Origin of the sequence: Desulfofundulus sp. TPOSR (assembly GCF_011393055.1) — a bacterium.
Taxonomy (GTDB): domain Bacteria; phylum Bacillota; class Desulfotomaculia; order Desulfotomaculales; family Desulfovirgulaceae; genus Desulfofundulus; species Desulfofundulus kuznetsovii.
This window is the reverse complement of sequence record NZ_JAAOEF010000005.1, coordinates 20,215-46,227: the sequence shown is the minus strand read 5'-3', so window position 1 is coordinate 46,227 and position 26,013 is coordinate 20,215. Positions and strand designations below refer to the sequence as shown.

Below are 26,013 nucleotides of genomic sequence, written 5' to 3'. Positions count from 1 at the left end.
CCCGGGTTACCCGGGCCATTTCGAAATACTTGGAGGTTTGCAGGAGTATCGTGTGTTTCCGGCGAAGGTCTTTCAATCACCGGAAGTATCTGGTCGCCAGCAAGTTAATTAATATTCCTGTTAATACCAGTGCCAAGGTAAATATTATTGCATCTTTTCATTTGCTTTTATTAATTCACTGTAATCTTACAGGCTAAAAATTGGCAACTCCCCACCCAGACACTGTTTGATTCGTCCAGATAAAATTAGCAGTATATATGACTAAGGTCATGCCTGCAATGGCAATTAATATCTGAGCAAGAATGCTTTTGTTTAAATCTACGCCCCTTTTTTTTAGAAACCACACAACCAGTAATGTGATCGCTATTACAAGCCCAACTTTAAAAACGAAAGCAAGGCATGCCTCTAATCCCGGTTTGAAACTTATGAGAGGCACGGCTTCTAAGTAAGGAGGGGAAAAGATTGTGGCAAGTGTAAAGGTAAATATATTCAACTGGTTTCGCGCACACCCTTTAATGTGCAGACTCTGAAAAGAAAGTTGTCGAAAAGTCATAAACATCTCCTCCGGGGCAATTGTTGATGACAGGCAGGGCACGCATATGAAAATAAAATCCAGCCAACAAACCTATCACGGCCAGACATTCAAGAACCCGCGCCCATTGGGCATATTTTGGAGTGCCCCGCAAGCGAAATGATAGACCAACTGCCAGCAAGAACACCACCAAAAGGCCTATTACCAAACAGGCAATGCTTTCGACCGATTCTGTACGTTTGCTATATCCAAATATCCCAAATGCAGCCCCCGCCCCCAACATTGCGTAGTATGCAAGAAATCCAGGACACTTGTACTTCTTACAGGAACAGCCTATTAGATCATGTTTTTTCATTATTTCAGCCCCCTTTTAAATAATGGAGGTAAATTTAATGTTTACCAATACCATATTCGCAAAGAAAATATCAGCATATATTCGTAAACTCTCAAGGACTTTAAGAATAATTGGGATACTGTACTTGGTTTTGATTATTACTTTTTTCTTAACGGCGTTTTTTCTCTCCGACAAGATTCAGGTCGATACGCCGGGAATATGTCAACCAGTTGTACATTTGGTGACTTTAAAGCCAGATTCCGAAGGACCAGATAATGTAAAATGTGTTTCAGTTACCTCTAGTTCCTTAGATCCCCTATCCTTCGCAGCTTACTCAATGTACTGGAAAGTTGCAAAAATTCCCTTTCGTGTAGTGGAAACACCAATGAAAAGCGAGTTACCTACTGCGGAAGACTTCCAATGGAGGAACAGGGAATCCAGAATTCAATCATATTACGCCGCCTTTATTGCAGCATCCCGATTGGCAGGCAAAGATATTGAATATCAGCGACAACTAATCTTTTCTGCTAATGGTCAAAAAGATCCACGTTATAAACTGGAAAGGGGAGACGAAATTCTAACGGTATGTGACCAAGTGGTTAAGTCTCCTAACGACGTTATAACAATTTTACGAAATCATAGAAATATTAACGCTACGATAAACGTGAAAAGAAAAGGTAGAATTTTGACATTGGATACCTCCGTTACTGATTTTGGGAGCCCTCCGCAGTTGCTAACTAGATATGCTTTTCCTGAAAAACCACCAATCAACATAAAAGATACTCCCAACGACCAAGGTCCTTCAGCTGGACTGGCGGTTGCGATTTTGTTTTATCTCCAGATGACCAACCAGACCATAAAAAGCGATACTGTAGTAACTGCCACGGGCACCATAGACGAAAATGGTTATGTAGGTCAAATTGGTGGGATTGACTTTAAAGTAATTGCCGCTAATAAAGCGAACTCTACCATTTTGTTTGTACCTCGATCACAGTCATTCGGGGATTCTAACGAAATCCTTGCCCGAAAAACGGCGGAACAAATTAAGGCATCTGCACTTCATATACAACCAGTCGCAACACTTGCTGAAGCCGTGGCTTTCTTGAAAAAATCGGGCATTATACTACCTTGTCCCACAAGTAAAAACTAGTGATGCATCTGGTTAAGCTCCTACACTATTCTAACCCCCCCTTGCATTTCTAAAAAAACAAAGCCCGGGTTACCCGGGCCATTACTTTTTATGGCTTTTTCGCTTAACTTTTTCATAAACACCCCGCCGATTTTTTATAGCAAAACAGCCCCAACAATCAGAAAAATGACAGACGAAAAAAGGAACCCAACCAGGCGCCAGCGAAAAGATTTCTGTGCAGCGTAAGGAGAATCTTCGCCAAATCTGCGAAATAATACGTACTCATCCACCGAAAACACCCTCACCATATCCCTCCTGTTTGACATTAAATAAAGCGGAAACCAAAAGCCGATCATTACCCAAATGGCAAGACGGAAAGGAAGAGGAAATTGATCATCCTTCAGGAAACTCTTAAATTCCTGGCATTGATTATCGTGGCTTATCTTTGCGCATTCGTTCTTTTGGTCACACATGAGACAGGTCACTACATTGCTGGCATTTTTCTCGGCTACAAAGCTAAGAGAGTTATAATCGGCGGCTGTAAACCGTCCTTCGCTATCGTTCTGAATAACACCGTTTTTAAAATCAGCCCGCTGATTAGACGAGGAGAATGCGGAAACGCCGGACACGAAATGCCTGACTTCAACTCCGCTTTCAAGGCCTTCGTTTTCTACATTGCAGGCACACTTACCACTATAAGTCTTTCCACTCTGGCTTTTATATTTTTGCGTTTCTTTAGATACCCATGGGCAGTTCCAATTTATATTTTTTTGATGATTCTTTCCATAGATGGCATTGTTCCAAAGGCTGATTACTGCGATGGCAAGGCTGTTCTCTGCATCGCAAAAGGTTGCCTCTTTAAACTACGCGGTTTTCACTATATTAAGAATTGCTACAACACGGCGCCGTCGCGAGGAACAGTTGTTACTTTTAAAATGATCCATATCCTGTATCTCATTATTTCTTTTAGTTTTTTTATTTACTCTTTCATAAACATCTTTATCAAACAGCAAAACCTTGCTTATTGAATCGCCTTTTAGCCAACCTCCAAAATTGAGTTTTATTGTGGTATATCTCTTTAACTGTTTATAAACCAGAACATCCAGCAATACCTTTTCACTATTGACTTTTTCGTGTTCTTTATAATATGGCGGAATGATTATCTTCTTCTTCGTTAATGACAATAACAAGCCGGTAATTCCAAAACAAACCAAAGAAGTAATAAAAGAAAATGTAACGAACAGCATTGGTAAAAATCGTTCTTCTATTTTTACACCACCGAATGTAAGCGAAACTCCGTAGGATTTTGTAATTATTGCTTCCGCTGCGGCCGCACCGAGAAAAAGGAAATACACTTCCATACCCATCAACGGATTCCCAAAAGGGTTTTCGATATAATGCTGAACAGCGAATCTCATCCATCTCTTCAACAGGCAATGACCTGGTTTCAATGTCGCGCCCCTCCTTAAAAAACAAAAGCCCGGCGTTAACCGGGCCTTATCTTTATTTGGTCAATATCTGCTTCTTCCCCGGAATGGGTATCTCGCCGATTGTCACGTCCTTACCGGCTTCACCGGACCATTCCCCGCACCAGGCCGTGAGGTGGCCGGATGCGTGAATGTGCACCAGTGTTTTCTGCCCCCATACGCCGCTCCAGGGGAATGTGAAGGTGAACGGTATCGGCGTTTCGTCCTCGTAGGGTACGGTGGTGCTGTCACTGAAAGTGGGTTCTACCGGCACGATGTTCTGCTGCCCCGTCGAGTATTCGTACTTGTCTCCCCGCAGGCCCCCAGCGGTGGTCACCTTTACCGTCAGCACCGGCGGCGGTGGCGGATCCGCATCCGGCGGGGGCGGTGGCGGTTCGGGTATGTAGGGCGGCTTCACCCACACCGTGAACGTCCAGGGCTTCGGCAGGGGGCTGTTGTTCACGAACGATGGCGCTTCAATCCACATATTCAGGTCCCCGGATACTGCCTCCTTATGGGGTAAAACCTTCACCATGACGGTGGCAGTATTGTCGTCCCAGCTCGCTTCGTCCGGCGGCCTGTTATGGTTGTAGTTCACCTCCGCCGTGAAGGTTATAAGCCGTGGTTCATCTACTTTGGGGGCGGTCATGGTGTATGTGGTCCCCTGGCTGGTCACCAGGTCGAAGTTGTTGTATTCCCTGACCACCGCCCCGTCAACCTTCCACCGGAAGTCCGTCATCACGTACTTGCCGCTGGTGTTCCTGACCAGGGCGGTCACCGGGATGGGGTCGCCGGAGTATACTTCCTCCGGGTAGTTGGTTATCTGGACGGAGAGGTTGTTGGGCAGCTCAAGCATGATCAGGGCCTCGTCGCTGTTGTTGGCCCAGTTTGCGTCGTAGGCCACGCTCCAGGGGTTGATCTTGACCACTACCTTGCTGTTCTGCCCTTGGGCGGTCACCCTTACCCTGTATTTCTTTTGCTCTCCGGGCTGGAACCCTATGGTGCCGTCGCTGTTCAGCTTATCAGCGGGACCCAGCGGTTCCAGGGTCACCTGGAACTGGCTGCTGCCCACCACGTGGAAAGCTGTAAGCTTCGCTGTTTCGGCCCTGGGGTGGTCGGCGTTCAGGGCGAAGGTGGCCACGAACTCTATGGTATCGCCGGTTTTGGCCTGGACCTGGTGCTTATCGAGCGTTACCGAGAAGTCCGGCTTTTCGGTGTCCAGGGCTTTAGGTGCCAGAGGGATGGAGATGTACCAGATACTCCCGTCCGAGCGTTTGTGCCACATCCGGCCCATGCCCCAGGAGTATTGCGTGGGAGGCACCATGATGTGGACGTATTCGTGCCAGTGCTCCCACATGGGGGATTGGGCCAGCAGGCTAACGTCGCTGTACTTGATGATCAGCCCGGCCTGGATGTGCCAGAGAAGCTTGGGGCTACCGTCGAAGTTGTTAGGTACAATGTTGTATTTTTGTTGCAACTCCTTGTTATCCCATGGACGTTTTATCCAGTTCCTGTCCTCCAGCTTGCCCCCGGCCCAGGCGTCGTGGGGGAAAGTTGGATTGGTGAAGTCCTCGTCATTGTATGTGTACCCCACGTAGCGCCGGTGGCCGTTTTTGATGTCCCCGTGGGGGTCGCCCCACGTGAGGACGTAGTACCCGTAACCCGGCTCCGCCAGCTCATGCCGCCGCAGGGGCTTGCCGCTTATATTGGTATCAGTAAAGTAGTCGGGTACGCCGAACTTCTCCAGCAGCTCCTGGTTGGCCGCTGCCTTCGCCTCCTCAAGAGAAGCAGGAGGCCCGGCCAGAGCCGGACCTGCAGGAATGCTGAAGATCATCAGTGTGCAAAGAAAAAAGACAACCACCTTTTTTAGCTTCTTCAGCATTGGGAAACACCCCACATTAACGAAACTTTGATAAACCATATCAGATTAACCAAACTGTGATGGCTACACCATCAGTCTTGTCGCCAACAACATAGATCTCCTGACCGTTGGGCGTGAAAAAGCTCTTCAGCGGCAGCGGGGTATTCCGCGTCTTCTTCTGCATGGCGTAATTAATTACCTGGTCAGCTAATTCATCTCCCCACTTGCTGGCCAGCACCTCCCTGGCCTGCTCGAAGGCCTCGGCGTTGAGGGGGTAGATGTAGAGCTGCAATTCGGACTGATCTGTTTTCTCGGTATCCACCTTTAACCCGGCTTTAGTGATCCACACATATTGGGACCACTTATCAAAAATTATCTCCTTGTCGTCCGGGTTGGGCACCCTGTAGCCGTTAATCACTACCCAGCTGCCCTGTTCGCTGGTGGTTTTTTGAAGGTATTCCTTCACCGCACTCACGTCCGGCTTCGGCTCGCCCTTTGGCCAGCACACCACCAGGCCGAGGGAGGCGTCCCACTCCACCTGATAGCCCAGGGCCTCGGCCACCCACCGGGCCGGCAGGAATGTGCGCCCGCTCCTGACCAGAGGGGACGCGTCCATATTCGTAACCTTACCGTTGGACTTGAGCTGCCTGCTGCCGACCACCAGCTCCACCACCGGATATCCCGGCTGTTTCAGCGTCACCAGCCGGGCCTTTTCGTTCCAGCCGATGTTCTTGTCCTCCACCCCCAGGGCGTTGCTCAGGAAACGCACGGGGACGAAGGTGCGTCCGGCTTCCACGAAAGGAGCCACGTCCATTTTTACGCCGGGGGTCTGGCCGTTGACGAAGTATTCCCTGGTGCCGACCACGAAGACCACGGACTTGACCAGCTTCTGGTTTTCGTAGATGTCCACTTTCTCCTGCTGGGCCAGGGCCGGGAGGGCCAGGACGGCGAGCAGAAGAATGGCCAGTATGGAAATTAATGCCCTGCGCTTAATCATAAAACCACTCCTTTTTTGATTTTTTACACCGGGCGCATTCCCGGCATGAAGATGATGAAAAGGGCCAGCATGATGACGAACAAGAAGAACCTCAGCATAATACCACTCCCCATGTCTCTTGACGCCCGAACAGGAACTTTTGTTCCATGAACCACCACCTTCTGGAATATTATAGCACGGGCCGGGGCGAAGGCAGCCCCAAAATAGAAAAAGCCCGGCAGAGCCGGGCAGGTTCCTAGTTAACCATTTCCTTTTAGAAAAGACACCAGCTCTTGTAGAAAATCCCCGGGTGTACCGATAGCAAAGTTCACCTTCCCTTTCAAATCGCTGTTCAGGAAATGCTTGTCCAGGCTTAACAGCCAATCTACCTTACCGGATATAGCCGCCGCCAGTATTGGAGCATCCTTTTCGTTGATCAATGAACTGGCGTACTCCAGATCCTCACTGGCTGCGTCCACTATCTTGAACGGCAATGTCTTAAACAGGACGTAGTAGCTGTCCAAGCAACCTGGCAACTTCTTTTGAATGTTCCTCAGTACCTCGCCCACTACGTCTTCGGATATACAGGGAACAATTATCCCTAACTCGGCCAGGGCCAGCACTTCATGTGAACCACCCGTACTTGAGGCAAGGGCAGCTATAATAACGCTGCTATCCAGAAACACCTTAATCTGTCTTATACTCATGGCTACCCTCTCTTAACTCGGCTAAAAGTTTTTCCAGGTCGATATCGTTTCTGGCCATTTCCTTGCGGACGGAAGCAGCCAGTTCCTTAACCGTTATCTTTTCCGGGGTAGCCACAATAGCCTTACCGGCCTGAAAAACTTCCAGGATTGTGTTCTCGTTGATTCCCAGGCGTTCTCTCATCTCGGACGGGATGGTAAATTGACCCTTTCCCCAGACACGCACCTTTTTAACAACGGGGTAGCTTCGCTTTGTTACTATCCTTTCAGACATACGGAATTCCACCTTTCAGAGTTTCTCTTATTATATACTCTATAAGGCAGAAATTACAACCGTTCTTACAAACAAAAAGCCCGGCAGTGCCGGGCAGTCCACTTCCTTGACATTATGGAGGCCGTATGTTAGAGTGAAAACAGGAATACCATAACAAACGGCGTGGAGACCTCGACCTGCCGAGGTTTTAGGTTACCCTCTAAACTGCTGGCACAGTTTAGAGGGTTTTAATCCCACCAGAGGACGGCACGAGCGCCTCATACTGCCGAGGCTTTTAGTGAAACCCTTGGAAACCGAGGCGGCGGTTCCAAGGGTTTTCAACTACTTGCGCCGGTCAGTTATGTGGACGACGAGGGTAAGCAGTAGAATGACCACTATTACGATCTGGATTGCGTCCGATGTTGTGAGCATTCCTGCCTCAACGGGGGCGCTTCCATCTTGCTCAACTCAGCACATCTTTCAGTTCGCTGAAGGGAGAACGTCACTTAGAACAGCTTGAAACTCCTCTAGGCTTTTCACCCTTACTGCGCGGCGGAAAAGCATTTTCAGCGTATTCATGTCCTCAATCGCCCGCAGTTTTACTGCCAGTTCACCCGGGTATCGCCCGGTGTTTTCTTCCAGAACTTCAAGAATTGCTTCGATACGGTCTTCTCTTGACCCTTTCTGAATCCCTTCTTGTATCCCTTTCTGAATACCTTCATTAACCCACTTTTGCCTGATTCCTTCAAACAGCGGGGACGCTTCCATCCTGCTCACCTCGATGTTCCTCAAAATGATTTCGTCCGGAATTTTTCCCAGATGAGCGAACAGAGCCAGGCCGACATACAGATCGGGTACCCATTCCGCTGGGGCTTCCCTTATGCGTCTCGCGCAACTGGCTACCAGCTCTTCGTCCGGCATCTGCCGCCGCATCAGCGGCACCAGGGGTACAATCCCCACCGGCCCATACCTTAAAACGTCCTCGGCCGGCAAGTCGGCTAGGTTGATTACCCGATAACTGAAGGCTATCACGGTCAGGTCCAGACAGTCAAAACCGTATTCGCCTTCCTGCGGCCTGCCCGTCAGGTTGAGCACCACCGGGTACACGGGCTTCCTGTATTCCCGGTGCTGCATGGCCGTGTACTCCAGCAACCGCAGGGGCATTTCCCTGTCCGGCCGGGTCTGGATTTCTATGAGCATAATGTATTCATACCCGTCCTCACAAACGTTAAGCAGCACGTCCGACTCCCGCTTCACCGCTACAGCCTCTTTTTCCAATCGCTCAACCCTATCCGCAGGTATTCCCCGCACCAACTGGACAAAGTGGGATGAGTACCGTTCAACGAGAGCTTTGATGATAAGGTCGTATTCCTGCAATATCATCACCGGCCCTTTAGTTGATTATAACCCGTTCCCCGCAAAATTGCCAGCGGTTTCGGGATGGACGTATCCGGGCTGTTGGTTATCCCTTTCAGTATTGGTTATCCCTTTCAAAGCACTGCCGCCCTTCTGAACGTCGAGTAAGCGCGAGATCTGTCGGAATACATACTATAAGGAAAAGAGGATTTTTTCTTATCTTCTGGAATTATGACGTATTACAGAATGTAGAAGATATCCGCCTAAACCTATAACAATTATTGCCGCAGAAATCTCTGTAGCAATAATCATTACCACTGTAAACATTTGGTTATTACCAAAACTACTAATTTTATCAAACAGGGGAATAGATTTCAAAAATAAATTAAATGCTTTTATTTTCATGGCTGCAAATATACCAATTTGAAGCAAAGCTAGTACTACGGCTCCAATTTTCGGAACATTATCCATTGTGTTTAACCTCCTTTCAAGGTGGTGTTATTTATTTGACAAAAAGAATGATTCATTTTTCAGGTACAGTTATTGCCTTGTTTCTTTTATTTGAAATTATACGTGAAATTTTATTAAGAAAACCGATAATAGCTGGGTTTTTTATATTTGCTACAATAATATGGACTTTAGTTTTCTCCAGATTCAGCTATAAACTATTTAAACCAAAAGATGTTCAAAAAATCGCTTATAAATGCCAAATGACCGCCGTTCTGTTATTGGACGGCCTGTAGCATTCTCTTGAAAAAAGAAAAAGCCTGGAAAATACCAGGCAATAATCCCACAACATCATCTTAAATCACTGCGGCACTTCTGAACACCTCGGCCAATCCCGGCCCCGACAATGTTGTTGCCGGTCTGCCTTCAGTGTACGGCACAATATAGTCCACCTTCAGCTGAAGGGCGGCTTCAACCCGCCCTCTTTCCTCATCCGGTACACCGTTGGCCACCACCCATACCTTGTTCCATTCCAGCTCATCCCGGTCCAGGCTCTCCGTAATGGCATCCAGGTAGGTAACATTCACAACGAGCATTATTTGCCCGGCACACCGTAAAGCGTCCCTGTAGCCGTCTACCACCACAACTTCGAACTCTTCAGCCAGCCTGCGGTACTCTCCCTTATCCAGCACGGTGAGCCCGTGTACTTCACCCGAGTGGGAAATAGCATCCCGGCTTACCAGCACCGTCCGGTACCCTTTGAGGGCATAGGCCGCGGCCAGGTTGACCGCCGTAAATGTCTTGCCGGCCGGGGCCGGGCTCCACACGGCGACCAGGTTGGGAATGTCTTCTTTGGGAGCCGGGGCGATTTTTGATAGTATACGGCTGACGTTCGGTTTAGGTATTTCCGGCCGCCATGTTGGGAGTTTAATATGAATCTTTTCTTTCCTTTTAACTGGCAGAACCGGACGGGGCAAGGCCATTTCGGGCATATCACCTAGCTTGGGCAAACTAGCGGCCCGGGAGGTAATGGATTGGTGCACCGCCGTTTTTTCTACCACCTCAACCCGGTCCCCAGCTGCTACCACCCGGTTTCGCCCGGTCTGTTTGGCCAGGTACATGGACTGGTCGGCAGCCCTGATCAGCGCCTCTGCATCCTGCCCATCCCGGCCTATCACGGCCAGGCCGCCCGAAAAAGTGCTCTGGATTACCTGACCATCCGGCAGCTTTATCCGGCGTCCGGCCCAGCTCCGGCATAATCTCTCGGTTATTTCCCGGGCATCGCCGGTACCGGGGAAAACGACAATGAATTCTTCCCCGCCATACCGGACCGTTACATCGGTTTGTCTTACGCCGCTGGCCAGGAAGCTGGCAAATTCGCGCAAAACCGCGTCCCCGGCATCATGGCTGTAAGTATCGTTGACGGCTTTAAAATGATCAAGGTCAGCCATCATCAGCGAAAACGGCACCCCGGTCTCCCGGTAGCGCCGTTCCTGCTCGGCCAGGTACTTTTCCAGGAACCGGCGGTTATACAGGCCGGTTAAAGGGTCCCTTTCGGCCTGTGCCCACATTTCCTTCATTCTTGTCGCCCGGGCGCGTATACGCTCAATGGCCGGACCGTCCAGCACGGTAATACATTCGTCCGCGCCGGCCCGGTAACAGCAGGCGGTGTCACAATCCCCCAGGATGACAACAGGCAATGTCAGAAACCGGAAGTCCCGGCGCAGAGATTTAATTGTTTCAACCAGGTCCTGTCGATCAGCCGGGATTACCACTGCTGTTGGACTGGCTGCAACAATGTCCTGAGCATTGTCGTAACACCGGGCACCGGGGATATTTCCCAGAACTGCGAAGTCCGGAGGTAGCTGCGGGAGAGCTGTTTTTATATGCAGCATTTCCGGGTCGGGTTCTATAAATTGTCCTTCAGGGCCATTCCATGTTTTATGGGACAGCGGTTCTTCCTGGTGCTTTTCCAAACCCCGTTTCCGGCCGCGCTTGAACCTGCCGGCCAGCTTCCCCAGCATACCTTTCACTTCGGTATGCTCCTTCACAGCCGGAATACTGACAACATTTTCGTCCGGCTCAAAGCCCGCTTCAGCCAGCGTGGCCGGGTTCAGTACCCGGTTAACTACCGCCTCCGGACTTACCGGATCCCAGACCAGATCATATACGCCCAGGGCCACGGCCTTCCGGGCCAGGTCCACCGCTTTTTTATCGTTCCGGCGACCGGGCAGCAGTATAACGCGCAGGCCGGCCATGCGGAGCTCCTTCACCAGATCCACCATGTCTGCCTGGCCGGGCAGGTGGAAGGAGAGAACCACCACGTCCGCCCCGCGGTCTTTTGCAAGAGAAAGCAGACCCTCGCGGTAATAGCACTCACCGGCGGTATCTTTTCCTCGCCCGGACAAACCAGCCGAAATGTCCCTGTCAAGTTCTTCAAGACCCGTAGCCGTTAGAACGCGCAATCAGCCCACCTCCTCCCCCCCCAGGCACCAAAAATGGTTTAATGCCAGGCCCGGGTTAGAAATCTACAACCTCAACATTAATAAAACCGTCACCACTATCCACAAAAACGACCCCATAATCAGAATTATTAAGGCCAGTAGTTTCAAACCTGCAAAACCAAGTCCAAAACCAGTTGCCATCAATAGCAGAGATATTCTCAACAGCCTCATTCTTCTTAAATGCCTCTGAATACAGTCCATTGCCAATCAAACACTCCTGCGAAGTTTTCGGTTCAGTGCGCGATGGGAATATACCCGGCAATTGGCTCCCAGGGCCGGACGGGTTTCTTTGCTCCTATTTCAAAACCCACGCCTGCGCATCCCCCCGGGCAGATTCGACCGCGCCCGGTTGACCCGGACTCCCAAACAATTACGGCAAACCGGTGTCACCGGTCTGACGCCAGCCGTTTTGCAAGCCCTGTTCAGCTTACCTTTTGTTGCCTTCAGCTCAGATAGAAGTTTGTTGAATCTTTCCAGTAAACGGTAAACAGTCAACCGACCTCATCCTCTCATGTTTTGCTTCCACTCCTCAATTCAGACGCAAGACCATAGATGTCAGAGTCGCGGGACCAACAGATGTCAAGATCACAGAACCGGTAACTATCCAGAAGCCCAGAGAAGCGCAAATTCCGCCTTATCATCAAACATCACCTCCATTTTAAGGCTCGTTCTTCCAGACCCAATAAACAAAATAGAAACCACACCAGAACAGAAGAGCCAAGACGCAAACCCAAAATCGAGTGTTTGCGCTGACCCATGAAATTAAACCCAAAACTTTCCAAAGCAATACGCAAAGCGGCATTCCTATTACTGAAGTAAGAAACAACCTGAAACCAAGCCGCGGTCCAAAGTCTCTCTCATACTCCTTGTGATATATCCCTGGTGGCGGAAAGTTCCAGGCACGCCGCAGCAAACCTGTACATCTACTTACGATCTTAATCCGCTTCAGATTCTTGTCTCCCAATACGAGCACCTCCCCAAAAAGAAAAACCGGGCGTATGCCCGGCAACTACTGCGGCTGCACCACCAGCAGCGGGTCGATCCAATTGCCACCGCTCAGATCCTGTACTCCGAAGTGCAGATGCGGCCCGGTGGAGGAACCCGTGTTGCCCACCGCGCCTACCTGCTGGCCCGGCTGGACGGTCTGGCCTTTTACCACATCCGTACGGCTCAGGTGTGCGTACAGGTACAGGTGCTGCCCGTCACGGACGGTCACGTAGAGGCCGTACCCCTGACCCGGGTCGTTCGGGTTCTCCCACCCGACAAAGGTCACCACGCCGCCGGAAACCGACACCACTGGGTTCCCTTCAGGTGCCGGTATGTCTATACCTTTATGGAACTGCTTTTCGCCCGTAAAACGGATGCGCCAGCCGAAATAGGACGATATTGTTTCGTAACCAGGCACCGGCCAGGTACCCGACACGTCCCGGAAACTTTCCGCCAGCTCCCAAATGATAGACGCGTACTCCGCCCGGCACCACTCCTCGACAGAACTGTAGGGTTTGTCAGGAGGTACCTCGACAAACCCGCCGTACCTGACCAGAACCGGCAGGGTCTGCTCCTTCCAGTCGCCCTCCCAGTCCACGTTCCCCAGGTAGTTTTTCAGCAGGTAAGCCCCCACCATCACCTGCGCCCGGGGGTTGTCCCTGTCCATCACCGGGTCAAACCCCAGCAGGGGGGCGTAATGCTCCCAGTTCGACGGGGAGACCTGCATCAGCCCGTAGCAGTGGGTGTCCGGGTTTTCCGCCCCGGGGTTGAAGGACGATTCCTTGAAGGCCATTGCCGCCAGGAACCACCAGGGTATACCGTACTTCTCCTCCGCTTCTTTGAAGAACGGTATCAATTCCGGAGGGATCATGGCCGAAGAGGCAATGGAGGAGTAGCTGACGTTGTTCACCAGCCAGTTGAGCCACTCCGTCTGCTCGTCAAACCCCCGGGTGGCCTCCCAGAGCCACGTGCGGGCCAGTTCCAATTCGTCGGCGTTGTTTTCCAGGTTATATTCCTGCTTCATCCAGTCCTTGAGCCGCTGCCACTTGTCCGGTAGGATCTGCTGTACGTCCCTCAATCTTTCATAAGTGACGGTGTAGGCGTTTTTCCCTTCGCCGTGGGTTTCCGTAACCCACTCGTAGTGGTACTGGTAGTGGCCCTGGACCGTGTACGCCTCAACCAGGAGGTAAACCGTGTGCGGCTTGCATCCGTCCTTGCCGCAGACTATCACTTCGGATTCCTTGTAGTAGAAGTACGGGTGCAGGTCCTTCGCCGTCTTCTCCCGCTGCTCGTCCGTTATTTCCTGTTCTCCCGTGACGTAATTTCGGAAGAGGCACGCCCCGTGAACCTGCCCCCAGGTCAGCCTCAATTTGAAGTCCTGGCGGTACCTGTCCACCATCGCCCCAATGTTCGCCCTCCTGCCCCGGTTCGGGTAAAACGGGTTGTCCGGGGAGGACTCGTAATTGGGACTGCCCGGCCTCGGCCTGGATGGTTTGCCAGGGTTGACCAGCCAGGTGTCCGCGATGTTGTACTTATTACACAGCTGCTCATATTTCCGCTGGATTTCCTTGTCTTCCGGGGATGGGTTGATACCCGTCAGGTAACTGCCGGGAGCCATGGCAGAGTACGTCGCGGCAACCAGCACCGCTATCAGAAAGAGGAACACCAGGAAGGGAATGAACGGTGCCAGGTACGGGAGGAGCAGGAGCAAAAGTTTCCTCGCCCCGGCCCGGGCGGCCCTTTTCACGGCCCTCCCGGCAACCTTTTTCAGGTATTCCACCTAACCACCTCCCCCGAGCTGTAAATCGATCAACCAGCCAAATACAAACCCAGGACATAAAGCCCACAGGATACCAGGTACAACATGCATACAAGGCAAAATCTTCTTAACCAGAGAGGATAGGAATGAGGACATCTGGTAAGCAGAATCCAAAACGCAAGCGCAACGCTTGACGGGAGCAGACCCCTATACCCAGAAAAGTCATAAATTTCCCCATTGGAAACACTCCTTCTCCCCCGGCTTTAAATTAATAAACCAGCCAGATACAAACCCAGGATACACAGCCCACAGGATATCAGGCACAACATGTATACAAGAGTATGTTTCTTTGACCAAAGAGCCGCGGAATACGGACATCCGGGCAGAAACAAGATCGCAATCCCAGTAATCGACAGGAACAGACCCGCCATGCCCACAATCATCAAAAATTTCCCCACTGGGAACCCTCCTTTCCCCGGAAAGCCTTGCGGCTGTAAGGCTGAAGGGCATTTTTACCTGGATCAAAAAAAGAGCGGGCCGGACATCATTATCCGGCCCACCCCAACTTTTGCGATAATGCTCAGGGCCTGAACCTGTACCCATCCAGGCTCGACCCGGTCAATCTTTTCGCCACCACCGGCGTGGAATTGGGCGACACGGCGTCTATCGTAGCGGCAGTAGCCGCTTTGAAGGTCGCCTTCGCAGCCCCGTAGACGCCTCCCTGCTGTACGTTGGTACCATCCTTGAGGGTCTGGAGTGCGGCCCCCGGCAGCCTGCGCACGGTTTCCACGGCTCCCCCACTGCCCTGTTTTGCACGCTGGTAGGAGTGGTACATCATGCCGCCTGCAGTGGCGGCAACCTGCGCAGCCATACCCGCGCCTTTCGCCACAACACGCAGCACGCGGTCGCCGCCGGGCATAACGGCCGAGCCAGCCGCTCCTACAGTGGAGACCACGCCCTGGACCACGTTCCTGGTCACCCGGCCGTAATCCATCGACCTGATCAGGGGGTTCTGGTGGACGGGGAGCCCGCTGCCTGTTGTAGCAGTTGACTGCAGACCCGCAGCAGCCTGCGTTCCGGCACCGGACGCAATACCTGCGGGCGTAGTGCTCGATGACGCGGGGACGAACAAACCTCCCGGCGATACTGTCCATCCCGGAGGCCCCCCGGTGGCGGCACCTGCGCCTGGAGATGTAATCGTTGAACCTGCGGTTCCTGGAGGTGCCGCGGTGCCCTGCAGGTTTATAGGAGAGCCACCTGCGGTACCGGTGCCACCCGTGCCGCCGGGAGCTCCCGCCACGGACGGGGCCGCAATACTGGCGGCGACCAGCCGCCCCACGCCGGCTATGCCGCCCAGCCCGAACATGCCGAGGGCTTTCGCGGCAACGCCTTCCTCCTCAATACCGGCCCACCTGGTCCATAGTCCCTGCAGGCCGTTGCGCAACATGCCCCCAAGCGTGATTATCATGTACGCACCCAAGACTTTTTGAGGCCAGCCTATGTTGCTGTTCGCTATGGAAACCACAATGACCACGGCTGCTAGCGCATACGCCGATTGGAGAAATGTGTTCGTCAGCAGTTCACCGAGCCAGATGCTTGCCGCGGTTACGTTCTTATTCATAACCCAGAGTAGCGCCATTATAGGTGTGAAGACATACAGGACGAAAACGACCCAGTTCCGCACCCAGAAGATGATATTTATCCAGAACCCGGCCCAGGCGAATACCACTTTCACCAGGGCAGTGCCGAGCACGGATCCGGTATGCAGGTTCGAAAGCCAGGCGTCGGATAAAATGTCGGTCAGGTGCCCACTCCCGTCACCTGCGGCCGTCCTGATGGCCTCCACCAGGGCGTTGTTCAGGACGCATAGTGTGCGCACGACAACAGGCGCGCCGGCGATGATAATAAGCGCGAAAAACATCCGCCAGAGCTGCAATGACGCTTCCGCCCTTGCTTCCGGACTTCTCGAAATTCCGGCGCCTATGAACCTACCTGCTGCCACAAGCACAGCGATCAGGTATAGCGCCAAGCCAACACCCGCCATGCCTCCGTAGAGTCCATCCTGCGTGTCCCACTGTTCCGGCAAAAACGGGGCCGGGGCCATGAGGTCGTATGCGTTGGCCTCAACCTGCAGGATGAGTTCCCCTATCGGTTTGAAGCCGAACCTGCCAGTCAGGTTCGTGAAGACCTTGTACAACCCATCAAACACAGCAGCAACGGCTCTTTCAAAAAAGCCGCCTTCGTCCCGGATGTCGTTTCCGGGCGACCCAGATGGTGCATCGCCCGGAGACGACGGCTTGGGAGAGTACGGCTGCACCGTGATATCGTTCGTAAACGCTCCTATGCCGAAGTGCAGGCGGTAGGTGTACGTGGTATTTCTGTCGGCGGTCCGGTCGGTGTAGTTCCCATCCGTCTGGGGCACTTCCGCAAGATTGCTGTAACCTATCCCCTTATCACCAACGGTCCGCTGTATTGTAAGCTTTTTACCCGTTTCGCCGCCGGACCACTTGAGCGTTACGCTTCCGTCTTCGTTCCGGACGGCGGTGAAACTGTCAACGGCAAAGGCTGGAAGCGTGAAAGTAAATATAAAAAGCAATGCGAGCAGGCAAGTGAGTTTACGTCTCATCCCTAACCATCCCGTTCCCTTCGAGCCGCCAGCGACCCCTTTCACCGGTCCCAGTAGAAGGGGGACGTGAACTCCGAAAGTCCATCCGAAGCTGAAACTCTTCTTCCGGGAGGAGTCCCCATTCCGTCAGAACCAGCCTCTCCCGCACCCCGGTGCCCCACTTTTTCAGTTGTGCGTCGTACTGGTAACCGAGAGGCTCTTTTTTCTCGTGCAGGCGCCTGTACTCCAGCCGGGCGTCGTACCACTCGAATATCTTCAGCACGATGTGTGAGACCAGGAGGATAATTCCGACCACGAGTCCCCAGACCAGCTCCAGGGCCGCCAGGATGGCCAGCGCACCGCCGCCCGCCACGGCCTCCTCGTAGTTACCGTACGCATTCCAGGGCTCCACATACTCGCCGGTGTAGGGGTCGTACACCAGGCCCCGGGCTGCGGCGTCCGTTTCCCAGCAACTGTAGTTATAACCATAACCGTAGCTCATTGCGGTTCCCCCTTCCCTCCCGTACGGACGAAGGGCATTTCATAGGGCAGTGCCGTCACCTGCACTTCCGCCATGTTGCCGCCCGCTTCCTGCAAGGTTTTACCACCAACTTTTATTATACACCTGCCCTGGGTAAAAATCTGGAGCCTTTCACCCATGCCTTTGGGCAGTTTGAACACCTCCACCACCTGGTCCACAACGGACGGGTTCTGGCCCAGCAGGATGTTCGTGGCACAGCCGTCTATCACCGATCGGCCTTCCTCACGGGCCAGGAATTCCTCCACGTACTGGCTGGCTACCACCAGCGCGGTGTCGTGTTTCCTGCCCCGGCGGGCCAGGGTCTCCAGGAACTGCGCCGAGTCAGGCCACTTCACGAACATCCACGCCTCGTCGATCACCACCATTTTCTTGCCGGTGTGCCGCAGCGCAAACCGGTGCCAGGCCCAGGTCAGCACGACGAACATGGCGTAAAACTTGGTGAACTCGTCCCTGATCCGCGAGAGGTCGAAGACCACCACCGGCGCGGTGAGGTCCCTCTCCGTCTCGCTGTCGAACATGCCCAGGGATTTTCCTCTAAGGAAGGGTTTTAAGATCAGGCACAGTTTTTCTGTCCCGGGCTTTTCCCCCAGTTTCGCATGCAGGTCGGACAGCGTGGGCATCCGCTTCCTCACGCCTCCCACCGCGAAACTACCGTCAGGCAGTTTCCTGCCGCCCGGCTCGTACAGGCTGGCCGGGTCGGAGGTTATGCCCCGCTCGGCGTACAGCTCGCGCACCGCTTCCTCCAGTACGGCTATCTCTTCAGGCTCCAGGGGCCGGTTGGCAAACCCGCGCACAATGGTGGCCACCAGCGCCCGCACGTCCGCCACCTTGTCGCTTATGTTGATGTACTCCTTTTTCGTATCCGGGTCACGCTCAACCTCTATTTCCAGCGGGTTCATGCCTGCCGGGACACCGGCCGCCACGGGCACTATCTCGCCGCCGTAGAGGTTTTTCGCCGCTTCCCTGTACTCCCCTTCCGGGTCGAAAATCAGCACTTTCACTCCCATCAGGGACAACCTGCCGCAGAAGATTTTCAGCGTCACGCTTTTACCGCTGCCGGGATAGCCGAAGACGGCCACGTGCTGGTTGGGCAGCCACGGCGGCCCGATGAAAGGGTCGAAGAAAACCGGGCTGCCCGCGCTGGTGTATCCCAGGAACGCCCCGGTCGGGTGGGAGAAGGCGGAGCTGGACACGGGCAGCACCGATGCCGTGCCGCCCAGGGTAAGGTTCCTGAAGGTACCCCGGCCGTAAATGCACAGGTTGCCCGCAGGCAGAACGCTCTTCAGCGCCTCCAGTTGCCTGAAGGTGAGCGCCCGCACTTCCGTTGCCCGGCGGGCCAGGATGTCTTCGACCCGCTCGCACCGCATGTTCAGGTCCTCTTCGCTGGTACCGTGGACGGCTATCAGCACCGTGACGTGGAACATCCGGTCCCGGTTGCACTGTATGGCCTCCCGGATGGTTTCCAGGTCCCTGATGACGTTCTCCAGCTCGGGCAGGCGCATGATGCTGCCCCGGTTTTTCTCCACGATCCACTGCGACTGCGCCGAGACCACCTTCCCGGTGAGATCCTTCACTACCTTCCTGTCGGGCACGGGCCGTACATACACCGCCAGGTCAACGTTGCCCACCTGGAATATTTCGTCCAGCCACCCTACGTGCACGTCCCGTGGCCATTTCGATATCGCAAATATCCGGCAGTACCTGGACAGGCCAAGATAGAGGTAATCTTTCTCCTCTTCGAGCCCGTCCGGGATGAAAAGGTCCTGCACCGCCGGAATGCCGTCATCCAGCGAGTACTCCCTCTGATGCAAGGTTTGCTTTTGCTTTTTCCGTTTGAACACCTGTAATGACCCCCTTTCCGCTCACGCACAGGTCCAATGCCCCTGCTCCCACCAGGTCGGACGGCCGCACGACCTTGTTCCTGTTGAGCAGGTGGTGCAGCAGGTCCACAATCTCATCACTGGACAGTACTACCGCCGCGACTTTCGCCCGGGACAGGGCACCTGCCAGCGCAGCGGCGCGGTGTTCCAGTATCCCGCGGGTCTTTTCATAGGGCTGCCCGTCGCAGCCGACAACTGCGTAGGAGCGCCTGACCAGCACTGCCCGCTGTGACATGAGGGTGTCCAGGTAGGATAAGAGCACCTCTGCGTAGTTTTGCCGTACGGCGGACATTTCCCCAGCGGCATGGCTGTAAAGTTCCGCCATCGCCGCCCGGGTGTCCACCACTTCCGCCGTGCACAAAAACTGCACGGGAAAGTCCAGCCCCTGGCATACGGCCATCAAGGCGTTCTCGATCACGTGCTGCTCTCCTTCGGAAAGCAGGTCGAAGTTCACCGGCGTCAGGCGCAGGATCATGCGGTAGCGCGAGCGGGTGAGGTGCACCACCCCGTCCCTGATGTCTTTTATCTCCCAGAGGTCGCGCAGGCTGGGGCCGCCCTTCCTGCGGCTTTCACCCTCTTCTTTCTGCGTGTCATGCTTGCCCGCGTTTTTCCGCCACCTGCCGCTTTCCGCGCGGTTGTCAACCCAGCGCAGGATGAAGGGCAGGGATACCGCAACGGCTATCGCCAGGAAAAAGAATATGAAGCCTATGACTATAGCTCATCCCCCCAGTCGTACCGGCGCTTCCGCAGCCGGTATAGAAACCACCTGAACAGGTACTCGTCCGCACCCATCCCGGCCAGCGAGCCGAAACTGAAATATATCCCCGCCGCAAACCACAGCACACCCGCCGGGAAGGCCAGCACCCACGGCACGTGAAGCAGCCTCATAAACACCAGAGCAAAAACGGCGGCCACGCCGCCCCCCAGAAGGTAGACCACCTGCCGCAGGGAAAGCACACCGCCGAGAATCTTTTCCTCTTCAGTTAAGTCCATGGGGACAGGGAAAAGACGCATAAAACCATCTCCCCCTAACCGCCAAAAACACTCTTACCGATACCGAAGAACACTCCGGCAAAGAACAGCGCGCCCCCGAGTATGATCCCCCCAATGGCAATGTACAGCAGGCCGCTCATCACCCTGGCCCGCTCTTCGGGCCTGCCCCGGGCCATGATCAGTTCAATGGCCGCCACGCACACGGAGAGGAATAGCAGTGCGCCGCCGACGGGCACACCTACTTTATTCACCAGTTCGATAATTTTGTCCGTCAGTTGGTCGGGGTTCTGCTCTTGCAATCCGGCAGCTAAAGCAGGAGCAGCCGCCCAAAGTATGCCGGCGGCCAGCGTACCAAGCGCACCTGCAAATTTCTTGAGCCTTTTACTGAACATTTTCATCATCCCCCCTTACCTCGTCGCATATTGGGCTAGGCCCTTGATCAAACCGACAACGTACGGCGCGCCATAGAACAGCAACAGGCCAAAACCCACGCACAGGACCGCGCCCAGCACCCTCTGGAAGAGTTTCATCCCGCTGAAGAGTACCAGCAGCGCGGCCACGCCCGCCACAGCCAGCATGATCTTGGCCACGGCGTCGGTCACGGGACCGGCCGCTTTGTAGGCGCCGTCAATCATGGTATTGACCTTCTGTGCAAACTGGTCCGGGCTCACCGGCTGGATCCCGGTGGAACCCGCCGACGGAACCTGCTGGTCGTCAGCCAGGGCGGGTGCTGCCAGAACCAGCAGCACGGCAAAAAGCAGAAGGGTGATTCCGGCTTTACCCGCCAACATTTTCACCAGCCCCCTTGTTAATTATCTCAGCCGTCCTGTAGGCATCGTAGATGCCGTATATCCACACGACCGGCAACAAAATAAATCCGATTACCACCGCGCAGAGCAGGCCGGTAATACCTGCCGCTACGAAAAGCGCAATGCCCTTGCCGACCTGGCCGTTGTAGATCTGGCCAAGACCGCAAACCAAAAAACTCAACACCGCCGCAAGTCCGGGGTTCTTATGCACGAATAAACATCTCCTCTTTAATATTTTTACTTTGCTACTATAAACTAGAAATACAAATTCCTTTTTTCTCCGCTTCTACCACCACCTCCAAAAAGAAGAACCCGGTCAAAACCGGGCAAATGAGTTAGGGTGTATAGTATTCGCATGTTTAACTCGTCACCTTAGATAAGCCAGCCTGCTGTCATATTTCTCTACTCACAGATTTAAGATACTGTTCTATTTCTTCCAACTCACTTTCATGCAATCCGGCAGCTTGTTCTTCCATGGCTTTGTATACATCTTCCAGTACAGCAATTCTAAATTCATCCATGGCAATTTTTACTTTCGCAGATGAGTAATATTGGGGATCAGTATTAATTGCCCATTTAATGTCACGAAGACACTCTAATATTTTTTTAACTACCTGATCGTAAAATACGTATGTATCTTTACCTATAGATTTTTTCATAAGTTCAACATAATGACGTAGCTTTTTCAGAAGTTCTTCTTCTTTTTCTTTTAAACTTTCCTTGATAGCGTTCCTCTCTTCTTCTTGTTTTTTCTGCTTATACCTGGAATTTCGGCTCATGTAAATTCCCCCTTTTAATATATGAAGATGGCAATAAAAAAGCCCGCATTCCCGCGGGCCGCAAAAATCGGGAGGTACACCCGCCACCACCGCCCCTCCCGAAAGCGGCAGTTTCCAGGTATCTTAAATAACTCTGCCTTTATTGTGAAATACTATTTTTTTCGTAGTCTCTACAAACACTGTAATCATCGAGGAGGTCTTAATGCAAATGCTTCTTGAAAATTTGTTGCAGTTCCAAATTTCCACTTCAATCCCTCAGTTGCTGGCCAAGACCCTGCATAACCAATAACTCTTCTTGCTTTGGCCACCATTTCCAACTCCATTGCAGTCCATCCAGGAGAAATATATTTGCCCTTTTCAAGAGAATTAATAGGCTCGTAACGCATAGGATAGGCTACAACTTCCCACTCCATAAGGTCTTTTATTCTTTCAAGGAAATCAGTGGGATTATCTTGAAAATTATACAAAACATAAACAAAAATATCTTTAGATCTAAATCCAACACTTTTTAAGTTCCTAATCGCTTGAGATAAAAAGTGTCGGCTAACAGTCTCATCATATGCTAATCTAATTATTTTGATTTTCATCTTCTTTAGCCAATGTGCAACCTCTTCAGTAAGAAGTCTAGCATCTAACCCTTGGTTAAAATCCACTTCCAGTCCAGATTCAATAAACTCTTGAAAAATATCTCTCCAATAAGGAGAAGCTAAAATATTATTATCCCAACAAATAATTTTTTTATGACCTGGGTATATCAAATGACGGACTGATTGCAAAGCAACAAATTTTGGTTCACAGATACGAACTCCACAAAACGGACATTGTCTGATACAACCTCTAGAGGAAAATAATACCGAAGATTTCCAACTTGGTACTAAGTCCCAGGCAGGCATATAATTATCTACTTCTTCCCAAACCCCTGTAAAAACCTCCACGCCTGTTGTAGCAGCATGTTCTGGCATTAAGCTCGCATAAATACCACCAAGGATAATTCGAGCTTTTGGATACCATTGCTTATAAAATTCAATTGCATCATGAACAGGCTTCCAAGCGTAAGTAAATAAGCTAGTAACATAAATTAAATCAGGATAACTATTTACCCATTGAGCTCCTCTTACGAGTTGGACATTATCACCTTTATTTCTATGATAGGAGGCAATTTTTAACAAACCCAGGGGCGGGTATTTTGTGTAATATTTTGGTTCTACTAGAAGTATATTCAATACAACTCCCTCCAGCTTTTATATTCGATATGTGTGGCAAAATCCCTTTTAAAGGAAGGGATTGTTAATTTTTTGTAGAAAATAGTTTTTTAACACTAGAAAAACGGGGGGTCAATTGTGAAAGAATACCAAGAATTAAACTTATTACCTCGACTTGAATTAGCACGAGAATTATCTGAGCGGCTGTATATGAATTATCCTAGAAGGTTTAGAGAATTAGTCTCAAATGCAATAGATGCAGGCGCTACGCAAGTAATAATAAATATTGATATTAATAATGATTGCATTAGCGTTATTGATAATGGCCTTGGCATGGACCCTGAGACCTTACGGGAAGAGTTTCTTTCCCTGGGAGGAAGTCAAAAAAAAGCTAGTGTCGACAAAATCGGTAGAATTGGCGTAGGCTTCTTAGCTCTAGCTAGTTTAGGCGATATCATAACAATTAAATCTGCCTACCAAGGAAATGGATTCAAAGCAGAAATTTATTTTGATAAGTTATTAGATGAGTCTATTAGAAGAAAACCAATGCATGAGCAAATAATTGGCAGGATGGAAAATGTAAAATATGCACAAAACGGAACAGAAATAGTAATTTCCCAATTAAGAACAACCACAAAAGAATATTTCTTAGGGCAGTATCATGACTTTATTATCGAACTGATGAAAATATTGCCATTAAAATATAATCCAAAAAGTAAAATTTTTACTAAATTATCTCAAGAGTTTCATAATATCTATTTAAAAAATCAAAGTAGTTTTTGGTTACCCACATGCCAAGTAATTGTTGACGGTATTGATCTAAAGCGATACTGTTATGGCGATTTATCTGATGAGGAAATAATTGCGATTAAAGAGTTAAACTTTACAATTAAAGAAAATAACAGCAAACCAATAACAGTTATTGGGTATGCGATAGACGCTGGAAGGCAATTACCAAAAGAAACACAAGGTTTTATTTCAAGAGTTAAAAATGTTGCTGTAGAGGAAAATGGATTTCTAGCAATGAAAGTTGGAGCACAATCTCAACGTGCGCGTGTAACAGGGGAATTACATATTTTTGGCCTAAATGATAATATTGGAATTAATCTAGATCGAACTTCTTTTAACTATGATTTACCAGATATCCATTTAATTTGCAATAAACTTGATAGTGAATTAGAAAGTTTTTTCTTAGAAGTGCGTAATCGCTCTTCAGAACATTCAAGTGCAAATAAAGTTCGAAATACTGTTACAGCTTTTCAATCATTAACGCAAGATATTTCCAAAACTCTTCAAAAATACCACGAAGAAAATAAAACTGAAAATAATGAAATACAGCATTCAGATGATACTATAAACATACCCAAAAAGAGCATGAAGGATATCCTCATAGAGGCAGGTGCACAACCAACATCAGAACCTAATATTCAAGTGAAATATGAAGGAAATTCTTGGATAACTAAAGTTCCTAGTAAAATATTAGAGAACATAGGCAAGATCACTTTGTCAGGGGTTGAATATGAAATTTCTTTTTCAAACTTCGGCGCAGATCAGGAACCTTGTAAAATTGTATCTAAACAGATTTACTATAATTTAGATCACCCACTTGTTATTAACAACCTTTTTTCAAATGATAATACATTATTTAAGTTAATGTTTTGCTTGGCATACGCTTACAATAAAACCATAGGCAAAAGTGCCGGCGACATGTATCGTGAAGTAATTAAACTTCTAAAAGATGTGATAAGTAATGACTAGTAGATACGTAGGGCTCATTTTTGGTGCGGGGGCCTCCGCTGCAGAAGGGGCTCCCGTTATAAAAAACTTCCTTCAAAAGGCATTCGAATTTTTTCCGCCCGATTTTGGGAGAGACACAATTGATGATCTAACTAACGATATATGGAATTTTTTGATTGAATATTATAACAAACCACTGAGAACATCTCAAGAGGTTGCCGAAAACATCCCAGCCCTTGACGAAGTATTTACTAATATTGACTATGCAATATCTAATAACCTTTCTTTAACCCCTTTTTATAATCCTGAACGTTTATCAATCGTAAAAAAAAGCTTAATTTCACTAATCTGCAAGACATTAACCAAGACGATTTCCTCTTCCAATTCCTACCAAACTTTACTTAATGGAGTTCTCCGTTCTAGAACCATATCTCCAATTTTTATATCATTAAATTATGACTGTATTTTAGATAAATGTTTGAGCGATTGCAATAAACTTAATTACGGTTTTATCTCACCACGTACATTCCCCATTCTCATTAAGCTACATGGTTCTTTGAACTGGTCATATTGCTCACTTTGCGAACGTATTGACATACATAATGAGGACGATTATCCATTTGACACAAGGTATGAGCTTAAATGTTCTCTTTGTGGCAATTCTTTTACTCAACCCGTCCTTATTACTCCTACATTATTTAAAAATTATGACATTCCACCCCTCAAGCAATTATGGTCATTAAGTTTAAATTTACTATCAACTGTTGATAAAGTTGTATTTATCGGTTATTCATTACCTGAGAATGATGTTGCAGTAATCCAACTTATTAAGAGAGCATTTGCAATAAAGGGGAAAATGCCTGAAATCATGGTCGTAGATAAAAACAATGATGTATTTCGTCGATACATAAAAATTTTTGGAGGACAAATAGCGGGAATTGATTATGGTTTCTCCCCTGAATGCGCAAGGTTCATTTTAGATTGGTTAAAACAGAAACCAAAATAAGCTTAAAGTAACACGCGCGAGAAACACCTTAACGATGCATTAATTGTTTTCGGGATGGACGTGTTGTCCATCCTTTTTAAATCACCGCCACCCCCTAACCCGAGTTTGAAAGGCAATATCTCCCATCCCTTGCGCCCCAAGGGCTTCAGGGCA

Annotated in this window: 25 protein-coding genes and 1 pseudogene; 5 read left to right on the top strand and 21 right to left on the bottom strand. The window is 50.3% G+C overall.

All coding sequences use genetic code 11. The features are described from left to right. Positions 1-512 precede the first annotated feature (512 nt). Complete coding sequence (locus G7K71_RS18725; protein ID WP_166349766.1) at positions 513-887, bottom strand: hypothetical protein; 375 nt, start codon at positions 885-887, stop codon at positions 513-515. Between the two features lie 37 nt (positions 888-924). Here G7K71_RS18725 and G7K71_RS18720 point away from each other — a divergent pair, with 37 nt between their 5' ends. Continuing rightward, positions 925-2,016 carry a S16 family serine protease gene (locus tag G7K71_RS18720; RefSeq protein WP_166349763.1) on the top strand — a complete coding sequence of 364 codons (1,092 nt, stop codon included), beginning with the start codon at positions 925-927 and terminating at the stop codon, positions 2,014-2,016. A gap of 413 nt (positions 2,017-2,429) precedes the next feature. After that, positions 2,430-2,795 (top strand): annotated as a pseudogene (locus G7K71_RS20320) (site-2 protease family protein); the annotation flags it as partial. 63 nt (positions 2,796-2,858) lie between these two features. Here the strand turns inward: G7K71_RS20320 and G7K71_RS18710 are convergent. Next, positions 2,859-3,446, bottom strand: coding sequence for a hypothetical protein (locus tag G7K71_RS18710; RefSeq protein ID WP_166349757.1), 588 nt, complete (start codon positions 3,444-3,446; stop codon positions 2,859-2,861). 52 nt (positions 3,447-3,498) lie between these two features. Further along, complete coding sequence (locus G7K71_RS19670; RefSeq protein ID WP_395858293.1) at positions 3,499-5,136, bottom strand: Athe_2463 domain-containing protein; 1,638 nt, start codon at positions 5,134-5,136, stop codon at positions 3,499-3,501. An 89-nt stretch (positions 5,137-5,225) separates the two neighbouring features. Here G7K71_RS19670 and G7K71_RS20315 point away from each other — a divergent pair, with 89 nt between their 5' ends. After that, entirely contained in the window at positions 5,226-5,288 is a 63-nt protein-coding gene (locus tag G7K71_RS20315; protein ID WP_166349849.1) for a hypothetical protein, read from the top strand. Positions 5,289-5,383: 95 nt separating this feature from the next. Here G7K71_RS20315 and G7K71_RS18700 read toward each other — a convergent pair whose 3' ends face one another. The 18 genes from G7K71_RS18700 to G7K71_RS18615 form a co-directional block, all read right to left on the bottom strand. Beyond that, on the bottom strand, positions 5,384-6,319 hold the full coding sequence (locus G7K71_RS18700; RefSeq protein WP_166349754.1) for a copper amine oxidase N-terminal domain-containing protein: 936 nt from the start codon (positions 6,317-6,319) through the stop codon (positions 5,384-5,386). A 239-nt stretch (positions 6,320-6,558) separates the two neighbouring features. Beyond that, positions 6,559-7,005 (bottom strand): putative toxin-antitoxin system toxin component, PIN family, encoded by a 447-nt coding sequence (locus G7K71_RS18695; protein ID WP_166349751.1) that lies wholly within the window; start codon positions 7,003-7,005, stop codon positions 6,559-6,561. Beyond that, positions 6,986-7,276, bottom strand: a complete 291-nt coding sequence (locus G7K71_RS18690) for an AbrB/MazE/SpoVT family DNA-binding domain-containing protein (RefSeq protein ID WP_166349748.1) — start codon at positions 7,274-7,276, stop codon at positions 6,986-6,988. The genes G7K71_RS18695 and G7K71_RS18690 overlap by 20 nt, the downstream gene beginning before the upstream one ends. A 459-nt stretch (positions 7,277-7,735) precedes the next feature. Next, the gene (locus G7K71_RS18685) at positions 7,736-8,638 is read right to left on the bottom strand and encodes an Rpn family recombination-promoting nuclease/putative transposase (RefSeq protein ID WP_166349745.1); all 903 of its coding nucleotides are present in this window, start codon (positions 8,636-8,638) and stop codon (positions 7,736-7,738) included. Positions 8,639-8,827: 189 nt separating this feature from the next. Further along, positions 8,828-9,082: a hypothetical protein gene (locus G7K71_RS18680; RefSeq protein WP_166349742.1), complete on the bottom strand. Its 255-nt coding sequence runs from the start codon at positions 9,080-9,082 to the stop codon at positions 8,828-8,830. 332 nt (positions 9,083-9,414) lie between these two features. After that, on the bottom strand, positions 9,415-11,523 hold the full coding sequence (locus tag G7K71_RS18675) for a diguanylate cyclase (RefSeq protein ID WP_166349739.1): 2,109 nt from the start codon (positions 11,521-11,523) through the stop codon (positions 9,415-9,417). A gap of 55 nt (positions 11,524-11,578) precedes the next feature. After that, positions 11,579-11,773 (bottom strand): hypothetical protein, encoded by a 195-nt coding sequence (locus tag G7K71_RS18670; RefSeq protein ID WP_166349736.1) that lies wholly within the window; start codon positions 11,771-11,773, stop codon positions 11,579-11,581. A gap of 798 nt (positions 11,774-12,571) precedes the next feature. Further along, positions 12,572-14,329 (bottom strand): M23 family metallopeptidase, encoded by a 1,758-nt coding sequence (locus G7K71_RS18665; protein ID WP_166349733.1) that lies wholly within the window; start codon positions 14,327-14,329, stop codon positions 12,572-12,574. Positions 14,330-14,888: 559 nt separating this feature from the next. Beyond that, entirely contained in the window at positions 14,889-16,244 is a 1,356-nt protein-coding gene (locus G7K71_RS18660; RefSeq protein ID WP_166349730.1) for a hypothetical protein, read from the bottom strand. 679 nt (positions 16,245-16,923) lie between these two features. Next, positions 16,924-17,415: a hypothetical protein gene (locus tag G7K71_RS18655; protein ID WP_166349727.1), complete on the bottom strand. Its 492-nt coding sequence runs from the start codon at positions 17,413-17,415 to the stop codon at positions 16,924-16,926. After that, positions 17,412-19,295, bottom strand: coding sequence for a VirB4 family type IV secretion system protein (locus tag G7K71_RS18650; RefSeq protein WP_166349725.1), 1,884 nt, complete (start codon positions 19,293-19,295; stop codon positions 17,412-17,414). Before G7K71_RS18650 ends, G7K71_RS18655 begins: the two co-directional genes overlap by 4 nt. Continuing rightward, positions 19,237-19,839 (bottom strand): hypothetical protein, encoded by a 603-nt coding sequence (locus tag G7K71_RS18645; protein ID WP_166349722.1) that lies wholly within the window; start codon positions 19,837-19,839, stop codon positions 19,237-19,239. Before G7K71_RS18645 ends, G7K71_RS18650 begins: the two co-directional genes overlap by 59 nt. A gap of 206 nt (positions 19,840-20,045) precedes the next feature. Beyond that, positions 20,046-20,348, bottom strand: a complete 303-nt coding sequence (locus G7K71_RS18640) for a PrgI family protein (protein ID WP_166349720.1) — start codon at positions 20,346-20,348, stop codon at positions 20,046-20,048. 14 nt (positions 20,349-20,362) lie between these two features. After that, positions 20,363-20,719 carry a hypothetical protein gene (locus G7K71_RS18635; protein WP_166349717.1) on the bottom strand — a complete coding sequence of 119 codons (357 nt, stop codon included), beginning with the start codon at positions 20,717-20,719 and terminating at the stop codon, positions 20,363-20,365. A gap of 15 nt (positions 20,720-20,734) precedes the next feature. Then, positions 20,735-21,118 (bottom strand): hypothetical protein, encoded by a 384-nt coding sequence (locus G7K71_RS18630; RefSeq protein WP_166349714.1) that lies wholly within the window; start codon positions 21,116-21,118, stop codon positions 20,735-20,737. Then, the gene (locus G7K71_RS18625; protein ID WP_166349712.1) at positions 21,105-21,347 is read right to left on the bottom strand and encodes a hypothetical protein; all 243 of its coding nucleotides are present in this window, start codon (positions 21,345-21,347) and stop codon (positions 21,105-21,107) included. Before G7K71_RS18625 ends, G7K71_RS18630 begins: the two co-directional genes overlap by 14 nt. Before the next feature lie 181 nt (positions 21,348-21,528). Further along, entirely contained in the window at positions 21,529-22,002 is a 474-nt protein-coding gene (locus tag G7K71_RS18620) for a hypothetical protein (protein ID WP_166349709.1), read from the bottom strand. Positions 22,003-22,100: 98 nt separating this feature from the next. Continuing rightward, a complete protein-coding gene (locus tag G7K71_RS18615; RefSeq protein ID WP_166349706.1) occupies positions 22,101-23,138 on the bottom strand; it encodes a cobalamin B12-binding domain-containing protein in 1,038 nt (345 codons plus the stop codon). Between the two features lie 117 nt (positions 23,139-23,255). On the opposite strand from G7K71_RS18615, the gene G7K71_RS18610 reads away from it, so the two are divergent. Together G7K71_RS18610 and G7K71_RS18605 are read left to right on the top strand one after the other, a co-directional pair. Then, on the top strand, positions 23,256-24,875 hold the full coding sequence (locus G7K71_RS18610) for an ATP-binding protein (RefSeq protein WP_166349703.1): 1,620 nt from the start codon (positions 23,256-23,258) through the stop codon (positions 24,873-24,875). After that, positions 24,868-25,860, top strand: coding sequence for a hypothetical protein (locus G7K71_RS18605; protein WP_166349700.1), 993 nt, complete (start codon positions 24,868-24,870; stop codon positions 25,858-25,860). Before G7K71_RS18610 ends, G7K71_RS18605 begins: the two co-directional genes overlap by 8 nt. Positions 25,861-26,013 lie beyond the last annotated feature (153 nt).